We start from the raw sequence: 14,629 nt of genomic DNA on the forward strand, positions 1-14,629 counted from the left end.
TACGATGAAGCTAAGGAAACACTGAGGATGACAACACTAACGAAGGAATACTAAGGGTTTTGCTTTTAACTTATATTTCATTAATAACTCTGAATCACAGAGTGAAGGTGGAATATACACTATATTTATCAGCTGTAAAGCTTTTATCAAATATTATTTTTATAATTTCGACCACCCTATTGTCATAACAGTGGCTAGACCCTAGTGTTTATAGGCATTGACGGGTAAATCAAATTCACAATTTGATACATTTTGCACAATGGGTGAGTGACAAGTATGACCAGCTACTCTATCGTGTGCATATCGTAATTCGTATTCAATAGCAGTCAGTACCAATCACTCTCATGACATACTTCACTACAGTAACCCAGCAACAAAGAACCCAAGGCTTTACTCTCATTGAGTTAGTTGTTGTCATTGTCATACTTGGCGTATTAGCTGTTGTCGCAGCCCCGCGTTTTATCAATCTCAAAAGCGATGCAACAACCTCAAGCATTGAGGGCGTTGCAGGTGCATTACATTCTTCACTAAATCTAGCTAGCGCACGTATTCAAATAGATAATGCACAAGACAGCATTGAATACACCGGCCAAACCATTACCTTAAAAGCTCAGATGCCTGCCGCAAGCGCTGATACGCTGCGCGCCTTACTGCAAATTGATGTCCCAACATCATGGACTCGAAACTGGGAGACAGTGCCCTGCTCAGAGCCAGAGTTTTGTATTCTAGGAAATATGTATCCAGGGAAGTCAGGCTATGTCGAAGTACCCGGACACCCGTTAACTGCAAATGGCGGTCAAGACCGAGCTTCTTATTTGTGGCCAAGAGGATACACCCTAAATTCAAACGGTTGTTACGCCTTCTATATCAACGAAGCGACAAAAGAAGCCTATTATTCAGGTTCAAGAACTGACGGCTGTTAACTTAGTAACCTGTGAAAGCACTATAGTCCAACGCTAACAATGATCTGTGCGAATGATAATATCGGGTTGGTAAACTTGAGTATTGGTATATTGAACGTGGCAGTTAGTTCCGACATATTGTTCAGAAGTATAGATTTTACTGTACGCCAGATAGGAAAGAACCTCAGAGAGAGGGTGAGTCACCTGAGGCCTTAGGGGATCAGAACTACTACTGTTCTGAGTTTCTCTGCTAAAAGAACTGGTATTCCCTTGGGTAAGTCTTACGTTTAACCGCTTACTTAGGGAGGCCAACCTGTCGGTAAGAGACAACAAGTCAGCCTATTAACTGATACCAACTTAAGCAAAGCTCAAGTTGGTATAAATGAGCCCGAAGGCTCTTAGTCCTAAGACTATTAGTGACGAGCGCGAGAACCGGTAAGTTCTACAGCACGTAACTGGGCAATCGCTTTAGCTAGTTCAAGCTGAGCTTGAGCAAAGTTAATATCCGCATTGCCTTTGTTGATGTTCTCTAATGCAGCACGTTTTGCTTCTTCAGCACGAGCACGGTCAATATCTTTACCATGCACAGCGGTATCAGCCAAAACTGTTACTACATCAGGTTGCACCTCAACTAAACCACCAGAAACGTAAAGCACTTGCTCTTGTTGTTTCTCACCAGTAACGAAAACCGTTACCCCTGGTTTAATCTTACTTAGAAGTGGTGAGTGACCTGGACGAATACCCAGTTCACCGTCAGCACCTGAAACCGCAAGGGCATGTGCAGGCCCTGAAAACAGCGTACCTTCCGCACTTACGATGTTAAGTTGAAATGTATTCTCTGTAACTCCGATAGCCATAGCACTGCGCCTCTTAGATAGATTTCGCTTTTTCAAGCACTTCGTCGATTGAACCACAGTACAAGAATGCTTGTTCTGGGATATCGTCGTATTGACCTTCTAGCAAGCCTTTAAAGCCAGAGATAGTTTCGCTTAGAGGAACGAACACACCTTTTTGACCTGTAAATACTTCTGCTACGTGGTAAGGCTGAGTTAGGAAACGTTCAATCTTACGAGCACGAGATACAGTTTGCTTATCTTCTTGAGATAGCTCATCCATACCTAGGATAGCGATGATATCTTTAAGTTCTTTATAACGTTGCAGCGTTGTTTGAACTTTTTGTGCAATGTTGTAGTGCTCTTCACCAACAACTTGAGGATCAAGCTGACGTGAAGTTGAGTCTAGTGGATCGATTGCTGGGTAAAGACCTAGCGCTGCGATGTTACGAGACAATACAACTGTTGCATCCAAGTGAGCAAACGTTGTTGCTGGCGATGGATCCGTTAAGTCATCCGCAGGTACGTATACCGCTTGGATAGAAGTGATCGAACCTTGACGAGTTGAAGTGATACGCTCTTGAAGCACACCCATTTCTTCTGCCAGTGTAGGCTGGTAACCTACCGCTGAAGGCATACGACCTAGAAGTGCTGACACTTCTGTTCCCGCAAGTGTGTAACGGTAGATGTTATCGATGAACAACAGTACGTCACGACCTTCATCACGGAAACGCTCAGCCATAGTAAGACCGGTAAGCGCAACACGTAGACGGTTTCCTGGTGGCTCGTTCATTTGACCGTACACCATGGCAACTTTGTCTAGAACGCCTGCATCTTTCATTTCGTAGTAGAAGTCATTACCTTCACGAGTACGTTCACCAACACCAGTAAATACTGACAAACCTGAGTGAGCTTTAGCAATGTTATTGATAAGCTCCATCATGTTTACTGTTTTACCAACACCAGCACCACCGAACAGACCGATTTTACCACCTTTAGCGAATGGACAGATAAGGTCGATAACCTTAACGCCAGTCTCTAGTAGTTCAGTACTGTTTGCTTGCTCTTCATAAGAAGGCGCTGCACGGTGAATCTCGTAGTTTTCTTTCTGACCAATCTCACCACATTCATCGATAGGGTGACCCAGTACGTTCATGATACGACCAAGCGTTTCTTCACCTACTGGAACTGTGATTGGAGAACCTGTGTTTTCAACTTCAAGACCACGACGAAGACCATCTGAGGTACCCATCGCGATACAGCGAACGATACCGCCGCCCATTTGTTGTTGAACTTCTAACACTAGCGAGCCTAATTCGTCGCCTTTTACGTTCAATGCGTCATAAACGCGAGGACCGTTATTGTGGCTGAATTCGACGTCAACCACCGCACCGATCACTTTAACTATTTTTCCAACACTCATGTCTAAATCCTCAAATTCTTTTCAAACCCTAGACCGCTTGGGCGCCTGAGACAATTTCGCTCAGTTCTTGGGTAATGGCAGCCTGACGCGCTTTGTTGTATATCAACTGTAGATTTTCAATCAGTTGACCGGCGTTATCGGTGGCCGCTTTCATGGCTACCATTCGGGCTGCTTGCTCACACGCAATGCTTTCTACAATGCCTTGATACACTTGCGATTCTATATATCGGTGTAACAACTCAGAGAGAATGTCTTTTGGTGCTTGCTCATAGATGTAGTCCCAGCGACGTGATTCTTTTGCATTTGCATCGGCTTCTACATCTGAAGGGTGTGGCAGCAATTGTGCTGTCGTTGGCTCTTGCACCATGGTGTTAACAAACTTGTTGTAAACCAAATACAAACTGTCAATCTTACCTTCATCGTAGTGTTCTAGCATCGCGTTCACTGTACCCAAGATGTCTTCCAATTTTGGAGTGTCACCTAGGCCTGCGGTTTGTGCTACAACGTTGCCGCCACGTTGGAAGAAGCTAATAGCCTTTGAACCCACTAATGTGGTATCGACCTCAACTCCTTTTTCACGCCACTGCTGCATCTCTTCCAATACTTTCTTGAACAAGTTGTTGTTCAAGCCGCCACATAAGCCGCGGTCAGATGAAATGATGATGTACGCAACACGTTTTGGCTCACGCTGTTGAAGGTACGGGTGTTGGTATTCCAACGAACCCGACGCGACATGAGAGATAACCTGACGCATGTTCTCGGCATATGGGCGAGTTTGCACCATATGATCTTGAACTTTACGCATCTTACTTGCCGCAACCATCTCCATTGCACTGGTGATTTTTTGAGTGTTACTAACACTGCCTATCTTGGTGCGAATTTCTTTAGTATTTGCCATTATCTGCTCCTATTTGTTTCGATTTCTAGTCAACAAACCAGAGCTTTACAGTGATTTCACTGAGACAAAACCTTTCAGAATCTCGTGTAGACCCGCTTCAATTTCGTCGTTGTAGTCGCCCTTCTCATTGATGGTTGCCATCAATTCAGGGTTTTGGCTATTTGCATAAGCCAACAACTCTTGTTCGAAATATCCAACTTTTGAAAGTTCAACATCCGCTAGGTAACCTTTCTCAGCAGAGAAGATAACGATAGCTTGAGCTGCTACTGACATTGGAGCGTACTGTTTCTGTTTCATCAGTTCAGTTACACGTTCACCATGGTCAAGCTGTTTACGAGTTGCATCATCTAGGTCAGATGAGAACTGAGCAAACGCTGCCAATTCACGGTATTGAGCCAATGCGGTACGGATACCACCAGACAGTTTCTTAATGATCTTACACTGAGCAGCACCACCAACACGTGATACAGAGATACCTGGATCAACCGCTGGACGTAAACCTGAGTTAAACAGTTGAGTCTGAAGGAAAATCTGACCATCTGTAATTGAGATTACGTTAGTAGGTACGAACGCTGATACGTCACCTGCTTGAGTTTCGATGATTGGTAGAGCAGTTAATGAACCTGTTTTACCTTTCACTTCACCGTTAGTGAATTTCTCTACGTACTCTTCGTTTACACGAGCGGCACGTTCTAGAAGACGGGAGTGGAGGTAGAATACGTCACCAGGGAATGCTTCACGACCCGGTGGACGTTTTAGAAGTAGCGAAATTTGACGATAAGCTACTGCTTGTTTTGATAGATCATCATAAATGATCAGTGCATCTTCACCACGGTCACGGAAGTATTCACCCATGGTACAACCTGCGTAAGGCGCAAGGTATTGAAGTGCTGCTGATTCAGACGCTGATGCAACAACTACGATAGTGTTTGCTAGAGCGCCATGCTCTTCAAGTTTGCGTACTACGTTAGCAATTGTTGATGCTTTCTGGCCGATAGCCACGTACACACACTTAATACCAGAGTCTTTTTGGTTGATGATTGCATCGATTGCCATCGCTGTTTTACCAGTCTGACGGTCACCGATGATAAGCTCACGCTGACCACGGCCGATTGGCACCATAGTATCAACGGCTTTATAACCAGTTTGGATTGGTTGGTCTACAGATTTACGTTCGATTACACCCGGAGCAATAACTTCTACAGGGTTCATTTGATCGAAAGAAATTGCGCCTTTACCATCAATTGGCTCACCAAGTGTGTTTACCACACGACCTAGCAGTCCAGTACCAACAGGTACTTCCAAGATACGACCAGTACCTTTAACTTTCATGCCTTCAGAAAGTTCAGTGTAAGGGCCCATTACAACGGCACCTACAGAGTATTGCTCAAGGTTAAGCGCTAGTGCGAACTTACCACCTGGCAATTCAATCATCTCACCTTGCATTACGTCAGCAAGACCATTGATTGTGATGATGCCATCACGAACAGAGACGATAGTACCTTCATTGCGAGCTTCAGTGCTCACATTAAATTTTGCGATACGCTCTCTGATCAGATCGCTAATTTCATTTGAATTTAATTGCATATCTGTTACCTATCTCGCGTGAAGTTGACTAGCTAGTCGGCTAATTGATGTGTTCACTGAACCATCGATGATTGTTTCGCCAGCTTGGACGACAATCCCACCTACCATTGTGTTATCGAGAACTTGTTCTAGTTCAACTCGACGCTCTAATTTTTTCTCAAGTGCGACAGTAAGTGACGCAACCTGCTCTTGTGTAAGCGATTCTGAGCTTGTGACAGTGACAGGAATAACACGTTCATGTTCATCCTTAAGCTCGGTAAACAGTACGAACAGCTCTCTTACAACTGAAAGACGACCATATTCTGCCAGGACTTTAATTAGATTTACGACGTGATCGTCAACGAGTCCTTGGCAAACCTCAATAATGATGTCGGCCAGCCCTTCGGCTTGCTGTGCGCCTGCACCTTGCGCTGAAGAAATTATATTTGCGATAGCTTCTTCTTCTGTCACAGCGACAAGAACTGACAGCATTTGTTGCCATTCTTGTAGCTTGTTCTCGCTCAAAGCAAAGTCAAACGATGCTTTGGCGTAGGGATGAGCAATACTGGTGTACTCTGACATATTGCCTCCGCTTAGATTTCGCTTATCAATTGATCAACTAGAGCTCGGTTCGCTGCTGAATCCAGGTTCTTACTAATCAACTTCTGTGCACTTTCAATTACAGCGTCTGCCATTTTCGCCTGAAGTTCCTGACGTAATTTTTGACGCTCGCCTTCTAGTTCGGCTCTACCTTGTTCTAAGATGCGTGCTTTTTCTTGTTCAGCTTCTTGCTGAGCTTGACCAATGATTTCACTACGGCGTTTGTTGCCTTGTTCTACCATTTCAGTCACATTGCGTTTCGCATCTTCGATGAGTTGAGCGCCGTTTGCTTTAGCTATTTCTAACTCTTTAGCTGCATTTTCTGAATGGCGTAGGCCTTCAGCAATTTCTTTTTGGCGCTCGTCTAACATCGCTGTGAGAGGTGGCCATACATATTTCATACATAGCCAAACAAAAATCACGAATGAGATTGCTTGTCCGAGCATGCTTGCATTTAAGTTCATACCTTCCTCACTAAACTAATCTGAATACTTATAAATCGATCTTTTTTAAGCTTATTGAGATTGAGTTAAGCTACTGCGAAGATGATGTATAGACCGATACCAACACCGATCATCGGTACAGCATCCACAAGACCCATCATGATGAAGAATTGAGTACGAAGCATTGGAGTTAGATCAGGTTGACGTGCAACACCTTCAAGGTATTTACCAGCCAAGTTACCGATACCAGATGCCGCACCTGCCGCACCAAGACCAATCAATAGTGCACCTGCTACATATAAAACTGCGCTTACGATATCCATTTGTATCTCCGATATATAAATTTGTTAATTAAATCTGTGTGAATTATTAGTGTTCTTCTGTTGCCATACCTAAGTAGACAATGGTTAGAACCATAAAAATAAATGCTTGTAAGAAAACGATTAAGATGTGGAATAGAGCCCATGGAACACTGAGTGCCCATTGCATCCACCATGGCATTAATGCAATCAGGATGAAGATCATTTCACCTGCGTACATGTTTCCGAATAATCGTAAACCTAGTGATATTGGCTTTGAGATTAACGTTACTAATTCAAGAACAAGGTTTACTGGGTATAAAAGCGGATTATCAAATGGCTGAGTTGTTAACTCTTTAATAAACCCTTTCAGTCCTTTGTGTTTGAATGTGTAAGTTAAAAGCAGAATAAATACACCTAGTGCCATCGACATTGGAACGTTTACATCCGCTGTCGGTAAGTCTCTAAAGTGTGTAAAGCCCATTGCTTGAGTAAGCTGCGAAACTAAATCGATAGGTAGTAAGTCAACTGCATTCATTAACAACACCCAAACAAAGGTGGTTAATGCCAGTGGACCAATCAATTTATCTTCTGCCTGAAAAATTTCTTTTACTAGATTATTTACAAACTCAAAAGTGATCTCGATAAGACATTGAAAACGTCCAGGAACACCGCTGGTGCCTTTAGTTACAACATATCGAAATGCGCCAATGAAAAGTAAACCTGTGATCCAAGACATCAACATAGAATCTATGTTAAATGCCCAGAAACCATCACCTGTAGTTAAGAAAGTTAAGTGATGCTCAATATATTCGTGAGCTGTAGTAATATTTTCCATATTACGCATACTCCGATTGATGTGAGCCGATAATAAATGGTGCAAAGAAATAACCAATCATAGCTACTACATACGCTTCTAAAATAACTGGGTTATCCAAGCCGAAGAATCGGAATGCTAGGATAAACATTACAAACGTATATATAATTTTTACTACACGACTCATTTGCATAAGTTCGCGCAAGCTATAATTAGGATTTTTTTGAACTTTAAGGCTTGCATACATAAAACCAATTAGCGGTGGAACCATCGCAATTGCGACACCCAATACCGCAGATTCCATATCTACTTTATTACCGAAAATAACTTCAAATAAAACTACACCGATGGCTAATACTACTTGGCAAAGAACAACTCTTTTTGCAGCAACAATAATGTCGCTACTGATTCCATCCAGCCTCATAATAAACCTCGTATTTGGCAGTTCAACTTAATATAAAGAACAGTCGAAAGTTAACTCGTTCCTAGAAACTGACTCTTGGCTACTCTTTATATATCCCCACGAAGATAGTCATATAAAACTTATTGGCTATTGCTTCGATATGATTAAGTTACGCTTAAAATACCGTGATCAAAACACCAAATATCGACATCAATTATTCCATTTATGATAATCGTGTCACTTTATTATGAAACATATGGTATCTGAGCCTAGATGCGGTCATAAATAACCCAAGCTTATGAGCATTGACTCTTATTAAAGTTGACAAAACTGAAATAACAACTAGGTGTACTTAAATGAAATGTAATAATTCAAATCTGGAGTTAAGTGGGTATTTTACTGTTGAAATGCGATGATTTTTTATTTTACATGCATATAAATCCACATTAGATAGCAACCCAATTGCATATATAAGCCATTGATTAATAAAATTAAATATTCCTAGAGGGTGATCTCGTTCAAATACTACCCACTGTTTCAATGTTATTATCCGCACGCAATACATCTATACATTTTATGCCCTACTAATAGGTACCCTCATGGACGCAATCACGTTAAATCGTATTCATAACAAAGAAAAAACATTAGAAAGCGTCTGTAAGCAATTACTGCAAACTAAGAGCTTTTATAATCAAAGTGAATTAAGAAGAAGCCTTATCGAACACGGCTTTTCAGGTATTAGCCAATCGACAGTATCACGTCTACTCTGCCAGCTAGGTGTCATAAAAGTAGCTAATTCGGTTGGTAAAAAAGTGTACTACTTAACGCCGGAGAGCAGTCCAATACGTTTTAATTCGTCCATTGCCTCTCAAATTGACACCGTAGAACATAATAAAGCGGTCATTATGGTAAAAACGAAACCCGGTAGCGCACAATTAATCGCAAGACTGATCGACTTTGATGCCGATCCAAGCATACTCGGCTCAATTGCTGGAGATGATACCGTGTTAGTGATCCCTAAAGATGTGGAACAAATAGAACGCAGTAAAGCAACGGTATTGAGTATTCTCGACTTTCACTAAATGTGGGTTGTTCGGTGCTTCTCTAATAGCAACCGAACTTATCCGCTAAACAAAATCTGTTACAGCCTCTGCCGATCTTTCAGTAATAGACCTTATCTACACTTTAAATTCACCCACTATGATTGTTGTCTATATATAGACAACAAAAGTTATTCTAGAATAACAGAGGGTTCGACTTTCATCGGTAGCTAAAGGCTGGGTGAGATCACGAACGTTATTTGAACAAAATCATGAGCATTATAGGAACCAGTCTTTGTTACATGGATTTGTGGCATGGATGCCACAATGAAGCCATCAAGGATGATTTCACGGCGTCTTGTGGAGATGATGTACATGATTGGTCGATAAGTGTTCACTCATGCGTTCGCCCTATAACTAAAGGCTGTTCACTGTATGACGAAAAAAAGATGCTATTGGGTAGGGACACTTGTCTTCATTATCATTGCCAGTGGCAGTATGTATTGGCATCTACGTTGCACACCCTCACAATCTTATCAACTCGCCTCTAACACCATCAAACGCACTTATGAGCAAGATTTGCTTACCCTTACCCCATACAAACAAGAACACTTTGCACTGCGAATGTTTAGGCAGACACAAGACCCTAAGTATTTAGACATTATTTCCAAAAACATTCTTGATGCATCCGTTAAGCTTAATTATCTATCTCGCCACTTAGATTCAGCAACACAAATCAAGCAGTATGCTAATACCAGATTAGATGAATACCGCCAACACCAAAGTGAGCTCAGTCATAGACGATTACAAGTCACAGCAGATAAGCCAGAGTACTTCTTTATTGCACTGGATCTGCTTCGTTATATGGCAAGAATTGATAGCTACGGCTTACAGCACACAAGCGATCAACAATTTCGTCAAAAGCTCAAACAGTATCCGTTTCACACCTTATTTACCGATCAATCCATGACAAAAGCGTGGGCGGCACAATTGGCCAATCAAGCGTATTGGTTAAAGCAGTTACATTTGGGGGATTATGTAGAGCTGTATACACATACGCTGCAAAGTACCTACCCTGATGAGCAAGACCACACCTTATCGCCGCAGCAATATATGAATAAGATTTACGGCATGACCCATCTTGTGATTGCCGATTCTGGCTATTATCAACATCAGATAAATGAACAAGATCATCAATGGGTGTTCGATTATTTCAGGAAAAATATTAATACAATTATCAATCACAGCAAACAAGACATCATTGCAGAGGTGGGGGTTAGTTTTCTTCTGGCTGGATTAGACAATGATCCTGTTGTTGCAATAACACAACAAGCTATCTACGCCTCTATAGATGACAATGAAGGCATCATACCTTCGCCAAAAGGAAGCCTAAATCATAATTTGGGAGAACACCGTAATGTGTTGGCGATTTTATTGCTAGATTGGCATACTCCCACCATGGGTCCCAACACATCAAATCTGCCACATCTATTTAAAACGCTTCCCTTCGGATTACGTACTGCCTTTCCCATCAGCAACTCGCACTCTAAGTAAGTACAGTACTTTCTGGTAAATGACGAACCTAATGAAGCCCTAACAAATAACAAATAACAAATAACAAATAAGCTATTCGATATGTATCCCAACAGGGATGCCACCTATCAACTCATCAACGTAGCCAAAGGCAACAATTGATTGATTGAGACCATGAAGAAAATACTCTGCTAGCAATAACACTGTCAGAGCAATAAATAGAAGACTCATTCCCTGTTTTAATCCGTTGATAAAACCTCGTTCACAACGCATAAGCACCTCAATCCTTTGAATTTGCTAATGTATATCATTAGGTTATGCATCAATGCAGGATAAATATAGACCTTAATGTGAAATGTGTGACATATGTTAATTCGCTTCGCGAAATTTGAATATTGATCACTTTTTGACTTAAGATTCAATCAATAAACAGAGCGATTTTTGCCCTTTAGCCTCCGCAAAACAAGTCAGACTAATACAGTAATAGCCTGACCTTTTATCTGTAAAACCAATCGCACCGCGATATAAACTCAGTTATAAACTCTTGCCACTCGTCCACTCGCATTCAAGGTGTAAAATTTAACGTAAGCGGGGATAAAGACGGATTCACCCTTCTTCAAATAAATCGATTCACCTGCAATACAAGAAATGCTCACGTCACCATCAATTGCAAATAGAATCTCAGCGCTATTAATTTGGATATGCTCATTTTCGCCACTTTGAAAGCAATCAAATTTAAAATCTGATACCGGTGTTGCGTAGCAGTATCGATTACCTTTAATAGAAGGAGCTAGTATTAAGGTATTTCTGGGTTTTGCTTTAAAAGACGTACAACGTACCAGTTCATCAATATCGATATGTTTAGGGGTTAAGCCCGCACGCAACACATTATCAGAATTAGCCATCACCTCTAAAGCTGTCCCCTTTAAATACGCATGCGGCGTTCTTGCATCCAGATACATCACCTCTCCCGGTTTCAATGTCAGAACATTTAACATCATTGGAGCGAATAAACCGATGTCCTCTGGATAACTTTTACCAAGCTCAAGGATAAGCGCTGGAACATTATTTTGAATATTAGGTTGTTGATGTTGTCTGCAATATTTCAACAATGCATCAATTGCCGTTGTCTTCTTTTGCCCCTCTAATGACAAAATCCCAGTAAAAAAAGCTTTCAAGCCTTTAGAGTGTCGATTTGCTTCAAAAGTAACCAACAACCTTTCGACATCCGGTATTTCAACTTGATCGACTAAGTTTGAAAATAACGAAACCACTTCATTAAACCCTCGAAAACCATTCATCGCCTGATAAGGCGTAAGGGCGTAGACCAATTCGGGTTTATGATTGGGATCTCGATAGTTTCGACAGCTGCTTTTTAAATCAATGCCCTTGGCGTTTTCCATGGCAAAGCCCGCTTCCGCTTCAGACTTGCTTGGATGAACTTGAATCGATAACGCTTTACCTGCGGCCAACACTTTAAATAAAAAAGGTAGCTCACCAAATCGAGCCGCTGTTTTCCCAGAAAGAACGCCTCTTTTATTTTCTGAAATAAACTCAGAAAGTAGAACTTCCTTAGTATCGACACAAATCTTAGAACAGCCATTAGGGTGAGCACCCATCCAAATTTCTGCCTGCGGAAGATGATCAGGATCTTCATAGCCAAAAAGTGTTGCTATGGACGTTTTACTACCCCAAGGGTAATTTTGAATAACATTGTTTAATTTAAATAGACTTTTATGCATGACGTGATCTCAGATATCAGATCGAATGCAACTGGCTAGAACTTCTAAAATAGTTTTATTTCTGGCTAGCAAATAGGGCACTGGACTAATTAAAACTCATAAATTCCAGGCGAAAAAATCCGCTCGACCAAATGCTTGGTAGATTAAAAATACGAATAAAGAGTAATTAATGGAAAGCTTGCTGCGCTATTAAGTTGAATTCAATATAAGGAAACATGAAATAACCCCCGAATTATTTCACTAATTCGAGGGTTGATTTATTTAAGCAAATAAAGCTGATGCATTTTTCATTGCATCTTTGGTTGAACATTCAACTGTCTCTAAACCAGTGAAACGATCTACCTCTTTAATTTGAATATCATGTGCCAAAATCACTTTCTTAGCGTGTCTGATATCCTCAGCCGTAATACGGTTTTGAATACCATCTTGACCTTGTGTTTCCACTTTTATAATAATGCCTGCAGCTTTAGCCGCTTTTTCCAAAGCCGCTGCTGCCATAAAGGTGTGGGCAACACCTGAAGGACAACAAGATACCGCGACAATATCAGGCAAACCTGAAGTATTTCCTGATGTATTAGTGACTAGATTCTCGGTAGCAGGTTCCAAAGCTGTATCATCTTCTTCAGTTACAACGGGTTTCCAAAGTCCAACAATCAAGGCTGTAGTCAGTGAACCCGCAACAATACCGATAATGTAAGATATACGACCTTCAACGACAGGTAGTACGATTAAGCCACCCCAAGGGGCATGACATAACACATTCGCCATAAAGCCAATGACATTACCAACTACACCACCCGCAACAATCGCTGGTAATACACGCAGTGGATCGTTTGCAGCAAACGGAATTGCACCTTCTGAGATACCAATTGAACCCATAATAACAGCCGCTTTACCGGCTTCTTTTTCAGCAGTATTGAATTTTTTAGGGAATAAGAAAGTGGCTAATGCCATACCTAGTGGTGGAGTACAAATTGCAATCGCAACGCCACCCATTAACCACGGTTGTGTGTCGACTTGAGTTTGTGCAAATAGAGTTGCCACCTTGTTTACCGGGCCACCCATATCAAACGCAGTCATACCACCAAGCAATGCTCCAAGAGCGATTTTACCTGTTCCTGCCATACTTGCTAAGCCTGAGTTCATTGCCCCCATAGCCAGTTTAATTGGCTCGCCAATCCCCCACAGTACAATACCAGAAGTCAGTAATGTGCCGCCTAGTGGGTACAAAAAGAAGCCACCTAATGCTTTCATATTTGCCGGTATCGGGATTTTTTTCAGTTGTTTAACGACATAACCGGCAATAAAACCTGTGACAATACATCCTAAGAAACCACCGCCAATATCAGACATGAGTCCAGAGGCAATCATCGCAGGTGCAAGAGCGGGTTTATCTGCAATTGAATAAGCAATATAGCCCCCTAAAATGATAGGGAACAGAACCAAACCTTTAATACCAATTGTTGATATATCGGCCAAAATACCACTGTCAGGCACCGCTCCTCGACCAGATAGCATGACAGCAATGGATAACAAAACTCCCCCAGCCACAATGAATGGAAGCATGTGGGAAGTACCAAATAATAGGTGTCCTTTAAGACGAGATAGAGTTGGTGTAGTCACGATATTAATCCTCTAGAATTATATTAAGAGTGTCTTGTGGTGAAGTTGCACTGCACAACTTAGCGACAAAATCAGAGTCAAATTTGACGAATAGAGCTTTTAGAATTTGGATGTGATAATCACTGTCTGCCGGAGATGCAATCATGAAGAAAACTTGAGGTTTAGGTTCGTCATCATCCTGCCCATACTCAATGCCAGCGGGAGCAATACCAACAGAGATAGCAGGTGAAATAACCGTATCACTTTTACAATGTGGGTAAGCAATACCTTCAGTTGCTGTTGTACATTGCGCTTCGCGAGCGTGTATTCCTTTAAGAAATACATCCAGATCTTTAATCTTAGATTCTTTAAGCAACGGTAAGGCAAGCTCTTTAAATAAATCTTCCTTATTATTTGAAACTATATTTAGGTTAATAAGATTTATATTTATTAATTTTTTAATCATAGGGTAAAGCCTTGTTTTAGTCTACTTATGAATTGCTTTATAAACTATGGTTAAAACGAATA

Annotated in this window: 16 protein-coding genes; 3 read left to right on the plus strand and 13 right to left on the minus strand. The window is 41.4% G+C overall.

Annotated features, from left to right (window positions below; translation table 11 throughout):
• Positions 1–344 precede the first annotated feature (344 nt).
• Entirely contained in the window at positions 345–923 is a 579-nt protein-coding gene (locus A9260_RS17170) for a prepilin-type N-terminal cleavage/methylation domain-containing protein (RefSeq protein WP_068696969.1), read from the plus strand.
• A 392-nt stretch (positions 924–1,315) separates the two neighbouring features.
• Here the strand turns inward: A9260_RS17170 and A9260_RS05485 are convergent, their stop codons facing one another.
• The 9 genes from A9260_RS05485 to A9260_RS05525 all read right to left on the minus strand — a co-directional run bounded on the left by A9260_RS05485 (position 1,316) and on the right by A9260_RS05525 (position 8,205).
• A complete protein-coding gene (locus A9260_RS05485; RefSeq protein WP_068696970.1) occupies positions 1,316–1,759 on the minus strand; it encodes a F0F1 ATP synthase subunit epsilon in 444 nt (147 codons plus the stop codon).
• A gap of 13 nt (positions 1,760–1,772) precedes the next feature.
• Entirely contained in the window at positions 1,773–3,158 is a 1,386-nt protein-coding gene (atpD, locus tag A9260_RS05490; RefSeq protein WP_068696971.1) for a F0F1 ATP synthase subunit beta, read from the minus strand.
• Positions 3,159–3,186: 28 nt separating this feature from the next.
• Entirely contained in the window at positions 3,187–4,056 is an 870-nt protein-coding gene (gene atpG / locus A9260_RS05495; protein ID WP_068696972.1) for a F0F1 ATP synthase subunit gamma, read from the minus strand.
• A 45-nt stretch (positions 4,057–4,101) separates the two neighbouring features.
• Positions 4,102–5,643, minus strand: coding sequence for a F0F1 ATP synthase subunit alpha (gene atpA, locus A9260_RS05500; protein ID WP_068696973.1), 1,542 nt, complete (start codon positions 5,641–5,643; stop codon positions 4,102–4,104).
• A gap of 9 nt (positions 5,644–5,652) precedes the next feature.
• Positions 5,653–6,204 carry a F0F1 ATP synthase subunit delta gene (locus A9260_RS05505; protein WP_068696975.1) on the minus strand — a complete coding sequence of 184 codons (552 nt, stop codon included), beginning with the start codon at positions 6,202–6,204 and terminating at the stop codon, positions 5,653–5,655.
• A gap of 11 nt (positions 6,205–6,215) precedes the next feature.
• Positions 6,216–6,686 carry a F0F1 ATP synthase subunit B gene (locus A9260_RS05510; protein WP_068696976.1) on the minus strand — a complete coding sequence of 157 codons (471 nt, stop codon included), beginning with the start codon at positions 6,684–6,686 and terminating at the stop codon, positions 6,216–6,218.
• 65 nt (positions 6,687–6,751) lie between these two features.
• A complete protein-coding gene (gene atpE / locus A9260_RS05515) occupies positions 6,752–6,988 on the minus strand; it encodes a F0F1 ATP synthase subunit C (protein WP_004730405.1) in 237 nt (78 codons plus the stop codon).
• Between the two features lie 46 nt (positions 6,989–7,034).
• A complete protein-coding gene (gene atpB, locus A9260_RS05520) occupies positions 7,035–7,802 on the minus strand; it encodes a F0F1 ATP synthase subunit A (RefSeq protein ID WP_068696977.1) in 768 nt (255 codons plus the stop codon).
• A 1-nt stretch (position 7,803) separates the two neighbouring features.
• Positions 7,804–8,205 carry a hypothetical protein gene (locus A9260_RS05525; RefSeq protein WP_068696978.1) on the minus strand — a complete coding sequence of 134 codons (402 nt, stop codon included), beginning with the start codon at positions 8,203–8,205 and terminating at the stop codon, positions 7,804–7,806.
• 578 nt (positions 8,206–8,783) lie between these two features.
• Between A9260_RS05525 and A9260_RS05530 the strand changes: the two genes are divergently transcribed.
• Together A9260_RS05530 and A9260_RS05535 are read left to right on the plus strand one after the other, a co-directional pair.
• The gene (locus tag A9260_RS05530) at positions 8,784–9,266 is read left to right on the plus strand and encodes an arginine repressor (protein WP_068696979.1); all 483 of its coding nucleotides are present in this window, start codon (positions 8,784–8,786) and stop codon (positions 9,264–9,266) included.
• A 393-nt stretch (positions 9,267–9,659) separates the two neighbouring features.
• Positions 9,660–10,778: a DUF3541 domain-containing protein gene (locus A9260_RS05535; protein ID WP_068696981.1), complete on the plus strand. Its 1,119-nt coding sequence runs from the start codon at positions 9,660–9,662 to the stop codon at positions 10,776–10,778.
• Positions 10,779–10,850: 72 nt separating this feature from the next.
• Here A9260_RS05535 and A9260_RS05540 read toward each other — a convergent pair whose 3' ends face one another.
• The 4 genes from A9260_RS05540 to A9260_RS05555 all read right to left on the minus strand — a co-directional run bounded on the left by A9260_RS05540 (position 10,851) and on the right by A9260_RS05555 (position 14,567).
• Positions 10,851–11,030 (minus strand): hypothetical protein, encoded by a 180-nt coding sequence (locus tag A9260_RS05540; protein WP_068696983.1) that lies wholly within the window; start codon positions 11,028–11,030, stop codon positions 10,851–10,853.
• A gap of 257 nt (positions 11,031–11,287) precedes the next feature.
• The gene (gene manA, locus A9260_RS05545) at positions 11,288–12,499 is read right to left on the minus strand and encodes a mannose-6-phosphate isomerase, class I (RefSeq protein ID WP_068696987.1); all 1,212 of its coding nucleotides are present in this window, start codon (positions 12,497–12,499) and stop codon (positions 11,288–11,290) included.
• Positions 12,500–12,760: 261 nt separating this feature from the next.
• The gene (locus tag A9260_RS05550; protein WP_068696989.1) at positions 12,761–14,131 is read right to left on the minus strand and encodes a fructose-specific PTS transporter subunit EIIC; all 1,371 of its coding nucleotides are present in this window, start codon (positions 14,129–14,131) and stop codon (positions 12,761–12,763) included.
• A complete protein-coding gene (locus tag A9260_RS05555; protein WP_068696992.1) occupies positions 14,127–14,567 on the minus strand; it encodes a PTS sugar transporter subunit IIA in 441 nt (146 codons plus the stop codon). Before A9260_RS05555 ends, A9260_RS05550 begins: the two co-directional genes overlap by 5 nt.
• Between the last annotated feature and the right edge of the window lie 62 nt (positions 14,568–14,629).

The sequence above is a fragment of the Vibrio sp. UCD-FRSSP16_30 genome (assembly GCF_001676025.1).
Lineage (GTDB): Bacteria > Pseudomonadota > Gammaproteobacteria > Enterobacterales > Vibrionaceae > Vibrio.

What these genes read in the sequence shown, in the direction of transcription:
- A9260_RS05540 (WP_068696983.1), bottom strand. Translation starts at nt 11,030, where the DNA reads ATGCGTTGTGAACGAGGTTTTATCAACGGATTAAAACAGGGAATGAGT.
- A9260_RS05510 (WP_068696976.1), bottom strand. Translation starts at nt 6,686, where the DNA reads ATGAACTTAAATGCAAGCATGCTCGGACAAGCAATCTCATTCGTGATT.
- manA (WP_068696987.1), bottom strand. Translation starts at nt 12,499, where the DNA reads ATGCATAAAAGTCTATTTAAATTAAACAATGTTATTCAAAATTACCCT.
- A9260_RS05505 (WP_068696975.1), bottom strand. Translation starts at nt 6,204, where the DNA reads ATGTCAGAGTACACCAGTATTGCTCATCCCTACGCCAAAGCATCGTTT.
- A9260_RS05530 (WP_068696979.1), top strand. Translation starts at nt 8,784, where the DNA reads ATGGACGCAATCACGTTAAATCGTATTCATAACAAAGAAAAAACATTA.
- A9260_RS17170 (WP_068696969.1), top strand. Translation starts at nt 345, where the DNA reads ATGACATACTTCACTACAGTAACCCAGCAACAAAGAACCCAAGGCTTT.
- A9260_RS05525 (WP_068696978.1), bottom strand. Translation starts at nt 8,205, where the DNA reads ATGAGGCTGGATGGAATCAGTAGCGACATTATTGTTGCTGCAAAAAGA.
- atpG (WP_068696972.1), bottom strand. Translation starts at nt 4,056, where the DNA reads ATGGCAAATACTAAAGAAATTCGCACCAAGATAGGCAGTGTTAGTAAC.
- atpD (WP_068696971.1), bottom strand. Translation starts at nt 3,158, where the DNA reads ATGAGTGTTGGAAAAATAGTTAAAGTGATCGGTGCGGTGGTTGACGTC.
- A9260_RS05485 (WP_068696970.1), bottom strand. Translation starts at nt 1,759, where the DNA reads ATGGCTATCGGAGTTACAGAGAATACATTTCAACTTAACATCGTAAGT.
- A9260_RS05535 (WP_068696981.1), top strand. Translation starts at nt 9,660, where the DNA reads ATGACGAAAAAAAGATGCTATTGGGTAGGGACACTTGTCTTCATTATC.
- atpB (WP_068696977.1), bottom strand. Translation starts at nt 7,802, where the DNA reads ATGGAAAATATTACTACAGCTCACGAATATATTGAGCATCACTTAACT.
- atpA (WP_068696973.1), bottom strand. Translation starts at nt 5,643, where the DNA reads ATGCAATTAAATTCAAATGAAATTAGCGATCTGATCAGAGAGCGTATC.
- A9260_RS05555 (WP_068696992.1), bottom strand. Translation starts at nt 14,567, where the DNA reads ATGATTAAAAAATTAATAAATATAAATCTTATTAACCTAAATATAGTT.
- atpE (WP_004730405.1), bottom strand. Translation starts at nt 6,988, where the DNA reads ATGGATATCGTAAGCGCAGTTTTATATGTAGCAGGTGCACTATTGATT.